The organism is Actinomadura miaoliensis (genome assembly GCF_039536785.1).
GTDB lineage: Bacteria > Actinomycetota > Actinomycetes > Streptosporangiales > Streptosporangiaceae > Spirillospora > Spirillospora miaoliensis.
Genome location: NZ_BAAAZG010000062.1, coordinates 37,863 through 53,794 on the forward strand (window position 1 = coordinate 37,863; position 15,932 = coordinate 53,794).

At 72.6% G+C, this 15,932-nt stretch carries 15 protein-coding genes; all 15 read left to right on the top strand.

Annotated elements, in window-relative coordinates; translation table 11 throughout:
• Positions 1 to 3 precede the first annotated feature (3 nt).
• On the top strand, positions 4 to 540 hold the full coding sequence (locus tag ABD811_RS38880; RefSeq protein WP_344957845.1) for a LemA family protein: 537 nt from the start codon (positions 4 to 6) through the stop codon (positions 538 to 540).
• Positions 541 to 689: 149 nt separating this feature from the next.
• Positions 690 to 1,730, top strand: coding sequence for a DUF3048 domain-containing protein (locus ABD811_RS38885; protein ID WP_344957847.1), 1,041 nt, complete (start codon positions 690 to 692; stop codon positions 1,728 to 1,730).
• A 137-nt stretch (positions 1,731 to 1,867) separates the two neighbouring features.
• Positions 1,868 to 2,788 (top strand): pyridoxal 5'-phosphate synthase lyase subunit PdxS, encoded by a 921-nt coding sequence (pdxS, locus tag ABD811_RS38890; RefSeq protein ID WP_344957849.1) that lies wholly within the window; start codon positions 1,868 to 1,870, stop codon positions 2,786 to 2,788.
• A 130-nt stretch (positions 2,789 to 2,918) separates the two neighbouring features.
• Positions 2,919 to 3,536, top strand: a complete 618-nt coding sequence (locus tag ABD811_RS38895) for a DUF6928 family protein (protein WP_344957851.1) — start codon at positions 2,919 to 2,921, stop codon at positions 3,534 to 3,536.
• Between the two features lie 125 nt (positions 3,537 to 3,661).
• Positions 3,662 to 4,303, top strand: a complete 642-nt coding sequence (pdxT, locus tag ABD811_RS38900) for a pyridoxal 5'-phosphate synthase glutaminase subunit PdxT (protein ID WP_344957943.1) — start codon at positions 3,662 to 3,664, stop codon at positions 4,301 to 4,303.
• 23 nt (positions 4,304 to 4,326) lie between these two features.
• The gene (locus ABD811_RS38905; protein ID WP_344957853.1) at positions 4,327 to 5,079 is read left to right on the top strand and encodes a YebC/PmpR family DNA-binding transcriptional regulator; all 753 of its coding nucleotides are present in this window, start codon (positions 4,327 to 4,329) and stop codon (positions 5,077 to 5,079) included.
• A gap of 152 nt (positions 5,080 to 5,231) precedes the next feature.
• Complete coding sequence (locus tag ABD811_RS38910; RefSeq protein WP_344957855.1) at positions 5,232 to 6,389, top strand: GNAT family N-acetyltransferase; 1,158 nt, start codon at positions 5,232 to 5,234, stop codon at positions 6,387 to 6,389.
• Positions 6,390 to 6,483: 94 nt separating this feature from the next.
• A complete protein-coding gene (gene ruvC, locus ABD811_RS38915; protein ID WP_344957945.1) occupies positions 6,484 to 7,044 on the top strand; it encodes a crossover junction endodeoxyribonuclease RuvC in 561 nt (186 codons plus the stop codon).
• Positions 7,041 to 7,643 carry a Holliday junction branch migration protein RuvA gene (gene ruvA / locus ABD811_RS38920; protein WP_344957857.1) on the top strand — a complete coding sequence of 201 codons (603 nt, stop codon included), beginning with the start codon at positions 7,041 to 7,043 and terminating at the stop codon, positions 7,641 to 7,643. Before ruvC ends, ruvA begins: the two co-directional genes overlap by 4 nt.
• A gap of 25 nt (positions 7,644 to 7,668) precedes the next feature.
• Complete coding sequence (ruvB, locus tag ABD811_RS38925) at positions 7,669 to 8,742, top strand: Holliday junction branch migration DNA helicase RuvB (RefSeq protein ID WP_344957859.1); 1,074 nt, start codon at positions 7,669 to 7,671, stop codon at positions 8,740 to 8,742.
• Between the two features lie 176 nt (positions 8,743 to 8,918).
• A complete protein-coding gene (gene yajC, locus ABD811_RS38930; protein ID WP_344957861.1) occupies positions 8,919 to 9,428 on the top strand; it encodes a preprotein translocase subunit YajC in 510 nt (169 codons plus the stop codon).
• 188 nt (positions 9,429 to 9,616) lie between these two features.
• On the top strand, positions 9,617 to 11,308 hold the full coding sequence (gene secD, locus ABD811_RS38935; RefSeq protein ID WP_344957863.1) for a protein translocase subunit SecD: 1,692 nt from the start codon (positions 9,617 to 9,619) through the stop codon (positions 11,306 to 11,308).
• Positions 11,308 to 12,510, top strand: a complete 1,203-nt coding sequence (gene secF / locus ABD811_RS38940) for a protein translocase subunit SecF (protein ID WP_344957865.1) — start codon at positions 11,308 to 11,310, stop codon at positions 12,508 to 12,510. Before secD ends, secF begins: the two co-directional genes overlap by 1 nt.
• Positions 12,511 to 12,616: 106 nt before the next feature.
• Positions 12,617 to 13,162, top strand: a complete 546-nt coding sequence (locus ABD811_RS38945; protein WP_344957867.1) for an adenine phosphoribosyltransferase — start codon at positions 12,617 to 12,619, stop codon at positions 13,160 to 13,162.
• A gap of 574 nt (positions 13,163 to 13,736) precedes the next feature.
• Positions 13,737 to 15,911, top strand: a complete 2,175-nt coding sequence (locus ABD811_RS38950) for a RelA/SpoT family protein (protein WP_344957947.1) — start codon at positions 13,737 to 13,739, stop codon at positions 15,909 to 15,911.
• Positions 15,912 to 15,932 lie beyond the last annotated feature (21 nt).

Below are 15,932 nucleotides of genomic sequence, written 5' to 3' on the forward strand. Positions count from 1 at the left end.
GCCGTGACCTACGACTGGATCATCGACGTCCTGTTCTGGATCGCCGCCGTCTTCCTGGTCGGCGTGTACGTGTCGTGGCGGGCCACCCGTCTGGACCGGCTGCACGTGCGCGTGGAGACCGCGCGGGCCGCGCTGGACGCCGCGCTGGTGCGCCGCGCGGCGGTCGCCCTGGAGTTGGCGGCCTCGCGGCTGCTGGACCCCGCGACGAGCCTGCTGCTGGCCACGGCCGCGCACGAGGCCCGCACCGCCGACGCCGAGTCCCGCGAGTTCGCCGAGAGCGACCTGTCGCGCGCGCTGCGGGCCGTGGCCGACCAGCCCGAGTTCGCCGCCACCGTGGCGGCCCGCGACGACGGCAAGGCCGTGCTGGAGGAGCTGGCGGGCGCCGCGGCCAAGGTCGTCTACGCCCGCCGCTTCTACAACGACGCCGTCTCCGCCACCCGCATCGCCCGCCGCAAGCTGCTGATCCGCGCGCTGCCGCTGGCGGGCAAGGCCCCCCTGCCGGACTTCTTCGAGATCGACGACGACCCGCCCCGCCTGTGACGAGGCCGTCCGGGGACGTGCGTACGGCGCCGGGTCGAGCCGTGGAGCCGCGCCGTCCGTACCCCTGTGCGGCTGCTCCCGTCCGGGCGGGGCCTGGCATATGTGCTGGTTCGCTACCCTCGGGCGGGTCGCAGGAGGAGGGTGACATCGTGCGATTCGCAGGGGTTGTGCGGGGAACGGGAGGCGGCCGGGCCGCCGCGGGGCTGGCCGGCGCCGTCGTCCTGGGCGGCGTCCTGGCGGGCTGCTCCGGGGGCGGCGCCGAGAACGCCGCGCCGCCCGCTGCGCCCGGCGGCACCGCCCCGACCGGCTCGCCGGCCCCGGCGACCCACCCGTTCACCGGCGGCACGCGCGGGCTGCGCAACCCCGTGCTGGCCGTCAAGATCGAGAACACCCGTCCGGCGATGCCGCAGTACGGCGTCACCGCGGCCGACATCGTCTACGTCGAGCAGGTGGAGGGCGGCGAGACCCGGCTGATGGCGGTGTACTCGTCCCGGCTGCCGCGCCGCGTCGGCCCGGTGCGCAGCGCCCGCATCTCCGACCTGCACATCCTGCCGCAGTTCGGCCGGCCCGCGTTCGCCTTCTCCGGCGTGCAGAGCAAGATGAAGCCGTACATCCGGCAGGCGCCGGTGTACGACGTGTCGCAGGAGAACGGCGGATCCGCCTACTTCCGGGCCGGACCCAAGCCGATCCCCTACAACCTGTACGCCGACCCCAGGAACCTGCTGAAGCTGGCGCCCCGGGCCGAGCCGCCGCGCGACATCGGCTTCCGGTTCGGCCCCGCCCCCGAGGGCGGCAGGCCCACCAGGACCTTCACCGCGCGATGGCCGTCGGCGACCATGGCGTTCACCTGGTCGGCCAAGAACAAGCGCTGGCTGTCGTCGTTCGGCGGTAGTGCCAACGTGGGCGCCGAGGGCACGGTGCTGGGCGGCCACACCGTCGTCGTCCAATACGCGAAGACCACCCGGTCACAGTTCCATGACTTCCTCGGCAGCTACACCCCGCTGATCCAGACCACGGGGACGGGACGCGCGACGGTGCTGCGCGACGGCATGGCCTACGACGCGCGCTGGTCGCGTCCCTCCGACGCGCAGGGCACCACGTTCACCACCGCCGACGGAAAGCCCATGACGTTCGCCACAGGCCAGGTGTGGGTCGTCCTGGTCAACGACGGCCGGCCGTACATCCCCTAGCGCCCGCGCGGCGCCCTGGCAACCGACACGGCGTAAGGCCGGTGGCGCGGAGGTTGACGCTCTGGCGGGTCCGGGGCCCGTCCGAGCAGGCAATATCATGGGGAGTGACTTGTCGTCCCTTCATGTGAGGATTGCCCGTGTCCACTACCGACGTCCCCGCCACCGAGAACGCCGCCCCCGAGACCGGGACCGCCCGTGTCAAGCGCGGCATGGCGGAGATGCTCAAGGGCGGCGTGATCATGGACGTCGTCACCCCCGAGCAGGCGAAGATCGCCGAGGACGCGGGCGCGGTGGCGGTCATGGCCCTGGAGCGCGTTCCCGCCGACATCCGCGCCCAGGGCGGCGTCGCCCGGATGAGCGACCCCGACATGATCGAGGGCATCATCGAGGCGGTGTCCATCCCCGTCATGGCCAAGGCGCGGATCGGCCACTTCGTCGAGGCCCAGGTGCTGCAGGCCCTCGGCGTCGACTACATCGACGAGTCCGAGGTGCTCACCCCGGCCGACTACGAGCACCACATCGACAAGTGGGCCTTCACCGTCCCGTTCGTGTGCGGCGCCACCAACCTCGGCGAGGCGCTGCGCCGCATCACCGAGGGCGCCGCGATGATCCGCTCCAAGGGCGAGGCCGGCACCGGCGACGTCTCCAACGCCACCACCCACATGCGCCGCATCCGTGCCGAGATCAGGCGCCTGCAGTCGCTGCCCGAGGACGAGCTGTTCGTGGCCGCCAAGGAGCTGCAGGCCCCCTACGAGCTCGTCAAGGAGGTCGCGCAGGCGGGCAAGCTGCCGGTCGTGCTGTTCACCGCGGGCGGCATCGCCACCCCCGCCGACGCCGCCATGATGATGCAGCTGGGCGCCGAGGGCGTGTTCGTCGGCTCGGGCATCTTCAAGTCCGGCGACCCGGCCAAGCGCGCCGAGGCGATCGTCAAGGCCACCACCTTCTTCGACGACCCCGACGTGGTCGCCAAGGCCTCCCGCGGCCTCGGCGAGGCCATGGTCGGCATCAACGTCGCCTCGCTCGGCGAGGACCAGAAGTACGCCGGCCGCGGCTGGTGACCCCCGCGGGGGAGTGACAGGGGGTCCGCTGCCCCCTCCACACGGTGCCACCGGAAGGTTTACGCTGGCCGCGCGGCCGGTCGGGGGCTCCAGGGCTCCTGGGCGGCTCCGGCCGTGGGAGGGGACGACGATGGCTTGGTCGGTCGCGCTCGCCTGCGCGAGCGCGGGGGAGCCCGCCGAGGTTTTCGGCCCGGGGCTGCGGCCCGATCCGGGAGCGGCGGCGCGGCTGGCGCGCGGGCTCTACCCGGCCGCGACCCTGGTCGAGACCGGCGACACGGTGCTCGACTTCGCCCTGTGGCCCTACGAGGACGAGCTGTTCGTCGGCGCCTACGACGAACGGGCGCTGCTGCTGTGCGACCGGCGCCTGTTCTGCCTCGACGACGACGCCCGCCGCGTCGCCGACTCGGTCGCCGCGGCCCTGCCCGGGGCGCGCTGCGGCGTGCTCGTCCTGCACAGCGTCATCTCCGGATGCTGGTTCCGCTGGTACGAGGGGGGAGCGCTGCGCCGCGACGTGTTCGTCACCAAGGAGGACGGCGTCGTGGTCGACCAGGGCGAGCGGCTGCCCGTCGAACGCCCGTTCTGGACGGCCATCGACCAGGGCGCCGAGGACGTCCCGCTGCCGTTCGACCCCGAGGAGTTCGGCCTGGCGCTGGCCCGCTCCCACATGTTCGGACGCGGCATCGCCGACCGCGGCACCGACGGCTTCCTGCCCCTCGAACTGCCCCTGCGCCGCTTCAAACTGTGCTGACCCCGCGCCCCCGGAAGAGCGATGACGCCGGGGGCGTTGTAAGGAACGGCTAGGGTTTTCCCCTGACGCCCCCGTGTGTCCATGCGTACCTCCCGGAAGGTTCACCGGTGACTGCTGTGCCGACCGTGCCGTCTGAGCCGACGATCGGCGTGCTCGCCCTGCAGGGCGACGTGCGCGAGCACGCCCGCGCCCTGGAGGCCGCGGGCGCGCGGACGCTCGCCGTCCGCCGCCCCGAGGAGCTGGAACGCTGCGACGCCCTGGTCATCCCCGGCGGGGAGTCCACCACCATGTGGCGCCTGGCCCGCACCTTCGAGCTGCTGGAGCCGCTGCGCAAGCGGATCGAGGCGGGCATGCCCGCCTACGGCTCCTGCGCCGGCATGATCATGCTCGCGGACCGCATCCGCGGCGGCGTGGCCGGGCAGGAGACGATCGGCGGCATCGACATGACCGTGCGGCGCAACGCCTTCGGCCGCCAGGTCGACTCGTTCGAGAGCCCCGTGCGGCTGACGGGGATGGGCGACACGCCCTACCACGCGGTGTTCATCCGCGCTCCCTGGGTGGAGTCGGTCGGCGACGGCGTGGAGGTCCTCGGCCGCGCCGAGAGCGGCCCGAACGCCGGTAGGATCGTCGCCGTCCGTCAGGGCCGCCTGATGGCGACCGCCTTCCACCCTGAGCTGACGGGCGACTTTCGCGTGCATCGCTACTTCGCCGACCTGGTGCGCCGGGCGGCGGCCGGGGGTGGGTCCCCCATGCGGGGGTCGGAATGAGCACTGAGCAGGAGGATTGACGGATGTCCGGCCATTCCAAATGGGCGACGACCAAGCACAAGAAGGCCGCCCTCGACGCCAAGCGGGGCAAGCTCTTCGCCAAGCTGATCAAGAACATCGAGGTCGCGGCGCGCACCGGCGGCGGGGACCCCGACGCCAACCCCACGCTGTACGACGCCATCTACAAGGCCAAGAAGAACTCGGTCCCCAACGACAACATCGAGCGGGCCCGGCGCCGCGGCGCCGGTGAGGAGGCCGGCGGCGCCGACTGGCAGACGATCATGTACGAGGGGTACGCCCCCGGCGGCGTCGCCCTGCTGATCGAGTGCCTGACCGACAACCGCAACCGCGCCGCCTCCGAGGTGCGCACCGCGGTCACCCGCAACGGCGGCTCGATGGCCGACCCGGGCTCGGTGTCGTACCTGTTCAACCGCAAGGGCGTCATCATCGTCCCCAAGGCGGGCACCACCGAGGACGACCTGATGCTGGCGGTGCTGGACGCCGGCGCCGAGGAGGTCAACGACCTCGGCGAGAACTTCGAGGTGGTCTGCGAGGCGGGCGACCTGATCGCGGTGCGCAGCGCGCTGCAGGACGCCGGCATCGACTACGAGTCGGCCGACACCAACTGGCTGCCCAGCGTCACCGTCCCGCTGGACGAGGAGAACGCCAGGAAGGTCTTCCGCCTGATGGAGGCCCTGGAGGACTCCGACGACGTGCAGGAGGTCTTCGCCAACTTCGACGTCTCCGACGACGTCATGGCCAAGGTCGAGGCCTGAGCCCTACCCCTGGCCGCGCCACGCGCGCTTGCGAGCGGGCTCGCGAGGCCCGTCCCTAACGAGAACAGCGGCCCTTCCGTTCACGGAGGGGCCGCTGTCGTGTCCGCGGAGCCGCCGCCGGGCACCCGCCGCGATGGCCTACGGTCGGGATCATGGAAATCCGACCGCTGCGTCCCGACGACTTCGACGCCCTCATGGACGCGGCCACCCGCGCGTTCGGCGAGCCGCCCGCCCACGGGGCGGACATCCGGCGGCGGCACGCCGAGGCCGCCATCGCCGCCGGACGGCACCTCGGCGGCTTCGACGGCGGCCGTCTCGTCGCCACCGCCAAGGTGCACGACCTCGCCCAGTGGTGGCACGGCCGGCCGGTGTCCATGGGCGGCGTCGCCGGGGTCACCGTGGCCCCCGAGGACCGCGGCCGCGGCGCGGGCCGCCGCATCATGACCGACATCCTGCGGCTGTGCGCCGAACTCGGCCACCCCGTCTCGGTGCTGTATCCGGCCACCACGCCGCTGTACCGGTCGCTGGGCTGGGAGCACGCGGGGGCGCAGCACATCGTCACGCTGCCGACCGAGGCGCTGCGCACCCTGGCGGCGGACCCGGTGCCGATTCGGCGCGCGGGGCCCGAGGACGCCGAGGAGGTCGCCGCCACGCTGCGCCGCGTCCACCGGGACGCCCGCGACGACGGCCCGCTCGACCGGGGCGCCGACTGGTGGCGCATCCGCCTGGCCGACACCAGGCTCTACGCCTACCTCGCCGAGGACGGATTCCTCGCCTACGGCTGGGCCGACGACGACGCCGCCCTGAGCGTCGACAAGGTCGTGGCGGGCTCCGAGCGGACCCTGCGGGCGCTGTGGGGCGTCGTCGGGTCCGGGTCCTCCACGGCCGGCACCGTCCACGCCTGCGTCGGGCCGGACGACCCCGTGCTGTGGCTGGTCCGGGAGCGGTCCACCGAGCGGGTGCGGCGGGAACGCTGGATGCTGCGCGTCGTCGACGCCCCGGCCGCGATCGCGGCCCGCGGGTACCCGGCCGCCGTCACCGCCGAGGTCGCGCTGCGCGTCGACGACCCCGTGCTGCCCGCCAACTCCGGGACGTGGCGGCTGACGGTCAAGGACGGGGAGGGCGTGCTGGAGCCCGCGGCCGGCGACCCCGCCGCCGTCCGCACCGGGATCAGGGGCCTGTCGGCCCTCTACGCCGGGGTGCCGCCGGCCGCCCTGCGGCGGGCCGGTCTCGTGGAGTGCGGCGACGCCGACGCCGACGCCCTGTCCGCAGTCTTCGCCGCCACGCCGTTCACACTGGACTACTTCTAGCCGGGCGCGAGGGACACGGCGCCGCCGGTGCGCGACGATGTCCGGGGCGTTCGGTACGGTGGCCAACGCCGAACAGATGATCGAAGGAGCGGCCGTGCGGGTGCTGGGAGTCGACCCCGGGCTCACCAGATGCGGAGTCGGCGTCGTGGACGGCGCGCCGGGCACACCGCTGACGCTGGTGACGGTGGACGTCATCCGCACCAGCCCCGACGACGACGTCCCGGTCCGGCTGCTGGGCATCGAGGCGGGCATCGAGGCGCTGCTGGACGAGGTGCGGCCCGACGCCGTGGCCGTCGAACGCGTCTTCTCCCAGCACAACGTGCGCACCGTCATGGGCACCGCGCAGGCGGCGGGCGTGGCCATGCTGGCGGCCGCCCGGCGCGGCCTGCCGGTCGCCATGCACACCCCCAGCGAGGCCAAGGCGGCCGTCACCGGCAGCGGCCGCGCCGACAAGGCCCAGGTGACGAAGATGGTGACGCGGCTGCTGCGGCTGGACGCCGCGCCCAGGCCCGCCGACGCCGCCGACGCGCTGGCGCTGGCGATCTGCCATGTGTGGCGCGGCGGCGCGCAGGCCCGGCTGGCCGCCGCCCGCCGGGACGCCCGTCCCGGCACGGCCGCCGTCCGCGGCAGGAGCAGAGGAGGATTCGCGCAGTGATCGCGTTCGTCAGCGGCCTGGTCGCGGCCGCCGGACCCGACGGGGCCGTGATCGACGTGCACGGCGTGGGCCTGGCGGTGCAGTGCACGCCCGCCACCCTGGCCGGGCTGCGGGTCGGCGAGCCGGCGCGGGTGCCGACCTCGCTGGTGGTCCGCGAGGACTCCCTGACGCTGTTCGGGTTCGCCGACGAGGACGAGCGGGCCGTGTTCGAGCTGCTGCAGACCGCCAGCGGCGTCGGGCCCCGCCTGGCGCTGGCGATGCTGGCCGTGCACTCGCCGGACGCCCTGCGCCGCGCCGTCGCCGCCGAGGACGTGACCGCGCTGACCAAGGTCCCCGGCATCGGCAAGAAGGGCGCCCAGCGGATCGTCCTGGAGCTGCGCGACCGCCTCGGCGCCCCGACCGGCGACGGCGCCGACGCGCCCGTCCCGGCCCGCGCCGAACCGTGGCGCGAGCAGGTCCAGACCGGGCTGGTCAACCTCGGCTGGTCCACCAGGGACGCCGAGGCCGCGGTCTCGGCCGTCGCCGCCGACCTCGACGGCGGCGACCCGCCGCCGGTCTCCGCGCTGCTCAGGGCCGCCCTCAAGAAGCTGAGCAAGTGATCGACACGGCGGGGAGGGGCGCGCGATGAGCGCGGAGGAACGGCTCGTCTCGGCCGACGCCGAGGGGCCCGACGAGCAGGTCATCGAGGCGGCGCTGCGGCCCAAGCGGCTGGACGACTTCATCGGGCAGCACCGCGTCCGCGAGCAGCTGTCGCTGGTGCTGCACAGCGCGCTCAGACGGGGCCGCACCCCCGACCACGTGCTGCTGTCGGGCGGTCCGGGCCTCGGCAAGACCACCCTCGCCATGATCATCGCGGCGGAGCTGGGCAAGCCGCTGCGGATCTCCTCCGGCCCGGCCATCGAACGCGCCGGCGACCTGGCCGCGGTGCTGTCCACCCTGTCCGAGGGCGAGGTGCTGTTCCTCGACGAGATCCACCGCATGGCGCGTCCCGCCGAGGAGATGCTCTACATGGCGATGGAGGACTTCCGGGTCGACGTGGTCGTCGGCAAGGGCCCCGGCGCCACCGCGATCCCCCTCGACATCGCCCCGTTCACGCTGGTGGGCGCCACCACCCGGGCGGGCATGCTGCCCGGCCCCCTGCGCGACCGGTTCGGGTTCGTCGCGCACATGGACTTCTACGAGCCCGCCGAGCTGGAGATCATCGTCAAACGGTCGGCCCGGCTGCTGGACGTCCAGATCACCGACGACGGGGCCGCCGAGGTGGCCGGGCGCTCGCGCGGCACGCCCCGCATCGCCAACCGGCTGCTGCGCCGCGTCCGCGACTACGCCGAGGTGCGCGCCGACGGCGTCATCACCCGCGAACTGGCCCGCGACGCGCTGACCCTGTACGAGGTCGACGAACGCGGCCTGGACCGTCTCGACCGGGCCGTGCTGGCCTCGCTGCTGCGCAAGTTCGGCGGGGGGCCGGTGGGCCTGTCGACGCTGGCGGTGTCGGTGGGGGAGGAGCCCGAGACGGTCGAGGTGGTGGCCGAACCGTTCCTGGTACGGCAGGGAATGCTGGCCCGCACCCCGCGCGGCCGCATCGCCACCCCCGCGGCCTGGGCGCACCTGGGCCTGACGCCCCCGCCCACCGCGCCGATGGCGGGCACGCTGTTCGACCTGGACGACGGTGATGACCAGGACTCGGTGATCAACTGATAACGGGTTGGGAACTTCCGGGCTGCGTCGCTCGTCACGTCGTTGCCGGGGTCTGACGTACTCTCTAGACTCCGGGACTTGGTCACCTCTCCAGCCGACGATCCTGTGACGAGGCCGAATTCCGGCGACCGGCTGGCACAGCACATCGGAAGGATGCCCGAGCGAAGGGCAGCGACATGAATTTTGCAGCAGAGCAGAGCAGCAGCGGGCCCCTGAACCTGCTGTTGCTGCTCGCCATCCCCCTGGTCTTCTATTTCCTGTTGATCCGGCCGCAGAGCAAGCGGCGCAAGGAGCAGATGCAGATGCAGAGCTCCCTGAGGCCGGGCGCGCGGGTGATGACGACCAGCGGCATGTACGCCACCGTGGTCGCGGTGGACGACGACGGCGTGGTCCTGGAGATCGCGCCGGACGTCGAGGCCCGGTTCGTCAAGCAGGCCGTGATGCAGATCGTCACCGAGAGCGACGCCGCCGACGACGAGCTCGACGACGACGCCGATGACGCCGACGAGACCGGCGACGCCGACGACCGGATCGACCTGTCCAAGAAGGACGCCGACGACGCCGAGGACGGCGCCGCCGGCACGGCCGGGAAGAACGCCGAGGACGTCAAGGGCACCGCGGACACCGAGGCCGAGGAGGACGAGGACGCACCCAAGGCCAGGGCCGCGGGCAAGCCGTCGTCCTGACGCGACGTTTCGTCCATATCCCGGAACCGCCCGTCCGTCGCGCGGGCGCTCGGGCGGCCGGGAGGACGTGACGTCGCCGCCCGACGCCGTACGGCGTACCACCAAGACGGGAAGTACAACGACCAGTGGCTCCGCCTCGTAGCAACGTTCCCAAGCCCGGGCGCACACTCTTCGGGCTGTTCGCGGTCATGGCGGTCCTGACCTGCGTGATGTTCCTCCAGGGCCAGCCCACGCCCAAGCTCGGGCTGGACCTGGCCGGCGGCACCACCGTCACGCTGACCGCCAGGACCGAAAGCGGCGCGACGCCGCCCGACACCCAGATGACCCAGGCCGTCAAGATCATGACGCAGCGGGTCAACGGGCTGGGCGTGTCCGACGCCGAGGTCGCCAAGCAGGGCAACCGCAACATCGTCGTCAACGTCCCCGGAGAGGGCCAGGACCGCGTCGTCCAGCTCATCGGGACCACGGCCAAGCTGCAGTTCCGGCAGGTGTTCGCCGTCGCCGAGGGCAGGCCGACCTCGGGGACCTCGCCGAGCCCCGCACCCAGCCCGAGCGGCAGCGCCAAGCCGTCGGCGAGCCCGTCGGCGAGTCCTTCGGGCACGACCACGCCGCGCGGCAGGGCGGTGTCGAAGGCGCTGGCGGCGCCGTCGCCGTCGCCGTCGGCCTCGTCCAGCGGCGGCAGCGCGTCTCCGTCGGCCTCTCCGTCGGCCACGGGCGCCCCGTCGCCGCTGCCGACCGACCTGCTCGGCGGGCAGGACTACAGCGCCATCGACGACAAGGCCGTGATCCAGCAGTTCGAGAAGCTGAACTGCTCGGGCGCCGACAAGCGCGCCCCCGGCGCCAACGACCCCAACCGCAAGTGGGTGGCGGCCTGCGACCAGGACGGCGAGGCCAAGTACATCCTCGGCCCGGTGCGGGTGGAGGGCACCCAGGTCTCCGACGCCAACGCCATGCCGCCGGACGCCCAGCAGGGCCAGAGCAGCTGGACCGTCGCGCTGAAGTTCAAGGCGCAGGGCGGCCGCCAGTTCGGACAGGTGACCAGCGAGGCCTACCAGGCCCCGGCGGGCAGCCCGCAGCGGCAGGTGGCGATCGTGCTGGACGGCCAGGTGATCTCCGCGCCGAGCATCGACAACGGCGCGATCACCGGCGGCACCGCCAGCATCTACGGCCCGCCGGAGAGCTTCACCCAGAGCTACGCCACGGACCTGGCCAACGTGCTCAAGTACGGCGCGCTGCCGCTGGAGTTCACCCAGAGCTCCATCGACGAGGTGTCGTCCACGCTCGGCTCCGACCAGCTGCGCGGCGGCCTGATCGCCGGTGCGATCGGCCTGGTGCTGGTGGTGCTGTACTGCCTGCTGTACTACCGGGGCCTGGGTCTGGTCGCGGTCGGCAGCCTCCTGGTGGCCTCCGGGATCACCTGGGTGTCGGTGGTGATCCTGGGCGAGAACATGGGGTTCCGGCTGTCGCTGCCGCACATCATCGGCCTCATCGTCTCCATCGGCATCACCGCAGACTCGTTCATCGTCTACTTCGAGCGGCTGCGTGACGAGCTGCGCGCCGGACGCACGCTCAGACCGTCGGTGGAGACCGCCTGGCGCCGGGCCCGGCGCACCATCCTGGTCGCCGACGCGGTGACGTTCCTGGCGGCCCTGGTGCTGTACTTCCTGGCCGTCGGCGGGGTCCGCGGCTTCGCGTTCGCCATGGGGCTGACCACGCTCATCGACGTGGTGGTGGTGTTCTTCTTCACCAAGCCGCTGGTGGCGCTGCTGTCGCGGACGAGGTTCTTCGGCCGCGGCCATGCGCTGTCGGGTCTCGACCCCAGGCGGCTGCGCGCGACGACCACGACCACCACGACCCGTCCGACCGGCCAGGAGGCGTGATGCTGGGGCTGCGCGCAGTCATATCCCGGGTCTACCGGGGCGAGATCAGCGCCGACATCGTCGGCCGGCCCAAGCTGTGGTACTCGATCTCCGGCCTGCTGCTGGCGCTGTCCATCGCCGGGCTGGTGGTCCAGGGCCTGAACTTCGGCGTGGAGTTCCGCGGCGGGTCGGTGTTCACCTTCGGCGCCTCCAACCACTCCATCGAGGACGTGCGCGGGGCGGTCCAGGGCGGCGGCGCCCATCAGGCCATCGTGCAGAAGGCCGGCGGCGACTGGCGGGTCACCACCGAGAGCCTCAGCTCCACCGAGGTCAACGAGGTCAAGAAGAGCATCTCCGACGACCTCGGGGTGCCCGCCGCGAAGGTCAGCACGCAGGTGGTGGGGGCGTCCTGGGGCGGTGAGGTCTCGGCGAAGGCCTGGCAGGCGCTCGCCGTCTTCATGGTGCTGATCATCGCCTACCTCAGCCTGGCCTTCGAATGGCGGATGGCGCTGGCCGCGCTGGTGGCGTTGGTGCACGACCTGATCATCACGGCGGGCATCTACGCCTGGTCCGGGTTCGAGGTCACCCCGGCGACGCTGCTGGGCTTCCTGACCATCCTGGGCTACTCGCTGTACGACGCGGTCGTGGTCTTCGACATGATCAAGGAGGTCACCAAACCGCTCGGCCCCACGTCCAAGATCACCTACAGCGAGGCGGCGAACCAGGCGCTCAGCAGCACCCTGGTCCGCTCCCTGAACACCTCGCTGGTGGCGATCCTGCCGGTGGCGGCGATCCTGTTCATCGGCACCACGCTGTTCGGCGCCGGGACGCTGAAGGACCTGTCGCTGGCCCTGTTCGTCGGCATGATCGTCGGGACGTACTCGTCGATCTGCGTGGCCACCCCGATGCTGGTGCAGCTCAAGGAGCGCGAACCCCGCTACCGGCAGCTGCGCGAGAACATCGCCCGCCGCGACGCCAGCGCCAAGCGGCAGGCCAAGGCCGCCCGGACCCGGGCCGCGGTGACGACCGCCGACGAGGACGACGTGCCGCCGGGCGACTCCGAGGGCCCCGGCGAGGCCGCGCCGAACGGCGGCCGCTCCGGCGGCGGCGCCGAGGCCGCCGAGGAGGCGCCCGTGTCGGTCACGGTGCGCAAGGTCGTCCAGCAGGGGCCCCGGCAGCAGCCCAAGCGGGGCACCCGCCAGCAGCGCCGCGGCGGCAAATGACCGCCTGAGCGGTCGTCAGATCGTCGCCCGGCGCCGCCGGGCGCGGATTGAACCGGAAACCGGCCGTGTGCGGGCCTCCCCCGGGAGGCCCGCACACGGCCGCCGCATGAGCAGGAGAACACCGCCTGTGGACCTCGAGAAGCTGATCCACGACCGGATCCGCGACGTGCCCGACTACCCCAAGCCGGGCGTGCTGTTCAAGGACATCACCCCCTTGCTGGCCGACCACGTGGCGTTCGCCGGCGTGGTCGACGCGATCGTCAACCACCACGGCCGCGGCACCATCGACAAGATCGTCGGCATCGAGGCGCGCGGCTTCATCCTGGCCGCCCCCGTGGCCTACCACTTCGGCGCCGGATTCGTTCCGGTGCGAAAAAAGGGAAAGCTGCCCGCGCGGACGTACGAGGAGACCTATGATCTCGAGTACGGGACCGAGACCATCGAGGTGCACGCCGACGCCTTCGGTCCCGGCGAACGGGTTCTGATCGTCGACGACGTCCTGGCCACCGGAGGCACCGCGCGAGCGGCCGCCGAGCTGGTGGGCCGGACGGGCGCCCAGGTGGTGGGTCTGTCGGTGCTGCTGGAGCTGTCCTTCCTGCGCGGCCGCGACCGGCTCGGTGACCTGGACGTGCACACCCTGGTCACGGTCTGACGGCCCTGGTCACGGTCCTGGAACCGGACATGGGCGGATAGACTGGCGGGAATCAGGATCCGGTGGGACGGGCGCCGCCCGCGCGGGGCGGTACCGACGGGGACGGCGTCCACTGGACTAGGGAGGCTGGGTGCCAGGTGAGGTGGCATCGACCGACGCGGTGAACGGCGCCGCGGTGGACGGGGCGGACGACACCGCCCGCCGTCCCGCGGAGCGCGCCGCCCCGGCCCGCGCCGCCGATCCGGCGGCCGACCCGAAGACCTCGGGCGAGGGCGCCGAGGTCCGCGAGGAGGGGCCGAAAGGCGAGGGCGGCGGTGACGCGGCCCGTCCCGCCGAGCCCCCGCGCGACCGCCCGCAGGCCGGCGGCTCCGCCGCGAAAGAGCCCGCCTCCGCCGCGAAAGAGCCCGCCTCCGCCGCCCGTCCGCCCTCCCGCGGCCAGACCGCCCAGCCCCCCTCCCGCACCGCCGCCTCCGCCCCCACCGTCCCGTCCCGGCCCTCTCCGGCCACGACCCCGCCGTCCGCCGCCCGGGTACGCCGCAGGCTCGCCCGGCTGGGGGCCCAGCGCGGCACCGCTATGAACCCGGTACTGGAACCACTGATCAAGACCGTCCGCAACACCCATCCCAAAGCGGACCTGCGGCTGATCGAGCGCGCCTACGACGTCGCCGCGCACTACCACCGCGAGCAGAAGCGCAAGAGCGGCGACCCCTACATCACCCACCCCCTCGCCGTCGCCACCATCCTCGCCGAGCTCGGCATGAACACCGAGACGCTGTGCGCGGCGCTGCTGCACGACACCGTCGAGGACACCCCGTACACCATCGAGGAGCTGCGCGCCGACTTCGGCGACGAGATCACCGCGCTGGTCGACGGGGTGACCAAGCTCGACAAGGTCAAGTACGGCGAGGCGGCCGAGGCCGAGACCGTCCGCAAGATGGTCGTGGCGATGTCGCGCGACATCCGGGTCCTGGTCATCAAGCTGGCCGACCGGCTGCACAACATGCGCACGCTGCGCTACCTGCCCCGGCACAAGCAGGAGCGCAAGGCCCGGGAGACGCTGGAGATCTTCGCCCCGCTGGCGCACCGGCTCGGCATGAACACCCTCAAGTGGGAGCTGGAGGACCTGGCGTTCGCCACCCTCTACCCCAAGCGGTTCGACGAGATCGCCCGGCTGGTGTCCGAGCGGGCCCCGCGCCGCGACGTCTACCTGCAGGAAGTGATCGAGAACGTCTCCGCCGACCTGCGCGAGGCGCGGATCAAGGCGACCGTGACCGGCCGCCCCAAGCACTACTACTCGATCTACCAGAAGATGATCGCCCGGGACGTCAGCTTCGACGACATCTACGACCTCGTCGGCATCCGCGTCCTGGTCGACAGCGTCCGCGACTGCTACGCCGCCCTCGGCTCGATCCACGCGCGATGGAACCCGGTCCCCGGCCGGTTCAAGGACTACATCGCGATGCCGAAGTTCAACATGTACCAGTCGCTGCACACCACGGTGATCGGCCCGGAGGGCAAGCCGGTCGAGCTGCAGATCCGCACCTGGGGCATGCACCGCCGCGCCGAGTACGGCGTCGCCGCGCACTGGAAGTACAAGGAGGAGACGGTCGCCGGCCGCAAGGCGGGCGACATGCAGTGGCTGCGCCAGCTCCTGGACTGGCAGAAGGAGACCGCCGACCCGGCCGAGTTCCTGGAGTCGCTGCGCTTCGACCTGTCGGTCTCCGAGGTCTTCGTCTTCACCCCCAAGGGCGACGTGATCGCGCTGCCGCAGGGCGCCACCCCGGTCGACTTCGCCTACGCCATCCACACCGAGGTCGGGCACCGCTGCATCGGCGCCCGCGTCAACGGCCGCCTCGTGCCGCTGGAGTCCGCGCTCGACAACGGCGACACCGTCGAGGTGTTCACGTCCAAGTCACCCGATGCCGGGCCCAGCCGCGACTGGCTGGGGTTCGTCAAGAGCGCCCGCGCCCGCAACAAGATCAAGCACTGGTTCTCCAAGGAGCGCCGCGACACCGCGATCGAGTCCGGCAAGGAGTCGATCGCCCGCGCCATGCGCAAGCAGAACATGCCGCTGCAGCGCATGATGTCCGGCGAGGCCCTGCTGGCGCTGGCCCGCGACATGAACTACACCGACGTGTCGTCCCTGTACGCCGCGGTCGGCGAGGGCCACGTCTCGGCCCAGCACGTCGTGCAGCGCCTGGTGGACGCCCTGGGCGGGGTGGAGAGCGCCGAGGAGGACCTGGCCGAGATCGCCCTGCCGACCCGCCGCAAGCGGGTCCGCCCGGCGGGCGACCCCGGCGTCGTCGTGGCCGGCGACCCGGACGTGTGGGTACGGCTGTCGCGCTGCTGCACCCCGGTGCCCGGCGACGACATCGTCGGCTTCGTCACCCGCGGGCACGGCGTGTCGGTGCACCGCGCCGACTGCGCCAACGTCGCCCAGCTGCGCTCCCAGCCGGACCGGCTTATCGACGTCAAGTGGTCGCCCACCGAGGACTCGGTCTTCCTGGTCGCCATCCAGGTCGAGGCGCTGGACCGTCCCCGCCTGCTGTCGGACGTCACCCGCGTCCTGTCCGACCAGCACGTGAACATCCTGTCGGCCTCGGTCACCACCACCCGCGACCGCGTCGCCGTCAGCCGCTTCACCTTCGAGATGGGCGACCCGAAGCATCTCGGCCACGTCCTGAAGGCCGTCCGCTCCATCGACGGCGTCTACGACGTCTACCGCATCACCAGCGGCACCCACCGCTGACCCCGGAGAACCCCGGCGAAC

Excerpts from the sequence above, each read along its gene's own strand:
- secF (WP_344957865.1), top strand. The coding sequence starts at position 11,308 with ATGCTGGGGCTGCGCGCAGTCATATCCCGGGTCTACCGGGGCGAGATC.
- yajC (WP_344957861.1), top strand. The coding sequence starts at position 8,919 with ATGAATTTTGCAGCAGAGCAGAGCAGCAGCGGGCCCCTGAACCTGCTG.
- ABD811_RS38945 (WP_344957867.1), top strand. The coding sequence starts at position 12,617 with ATGAGCAGGAGAACACCGCCTGTGGACCTCGAGAAGCTGATCCACGAC.
- ruvB (WP_344957859.1), top strand. The coding sequence starts at position 7,669 with ATGAGCGCGGAGGAACGGCTCGTCTCGGCCGACGCCGAGGGGCCCGAC.
- ABD811_RS38950 (WP_344957947.1), top strand. The coding sequence starts at position 13,737 with ATGAACCCGGTACTGGAACCACTGATCAAGACCGTCCGCAACACCCAT.
- ABD811_RS38910 (WP_344957855.1), top strand. The coding sequence starts at position 5,232 with ATGGAAATCCGACCGCTGCGTCCCGACGACTTCGACGCCCTCATGGAC.
- ABD811_RS38895 (WP_344957851.1), top strand. The coding sequence starts at position 2,919 with ATGGCTTGGTCGGTCGCGCTCGCCTGCGCGAGCGCGGGGGAGCCCGCC.
- ABD811_RS38905 (WP_344957853.1), top strand. The coding sequence starts at position 4,327 with ATGTCCGGCCATTCCAAATGGGCGACGACCAAGCACAAGAAGGCCGCC.
- secD (WP_344957863.1), top strand. The coding sequence starts at position 9,617 with ATGGCGGTCCTGACCTGCGTGATGTTCCTCCAGGGCCAGCCCACGCCC.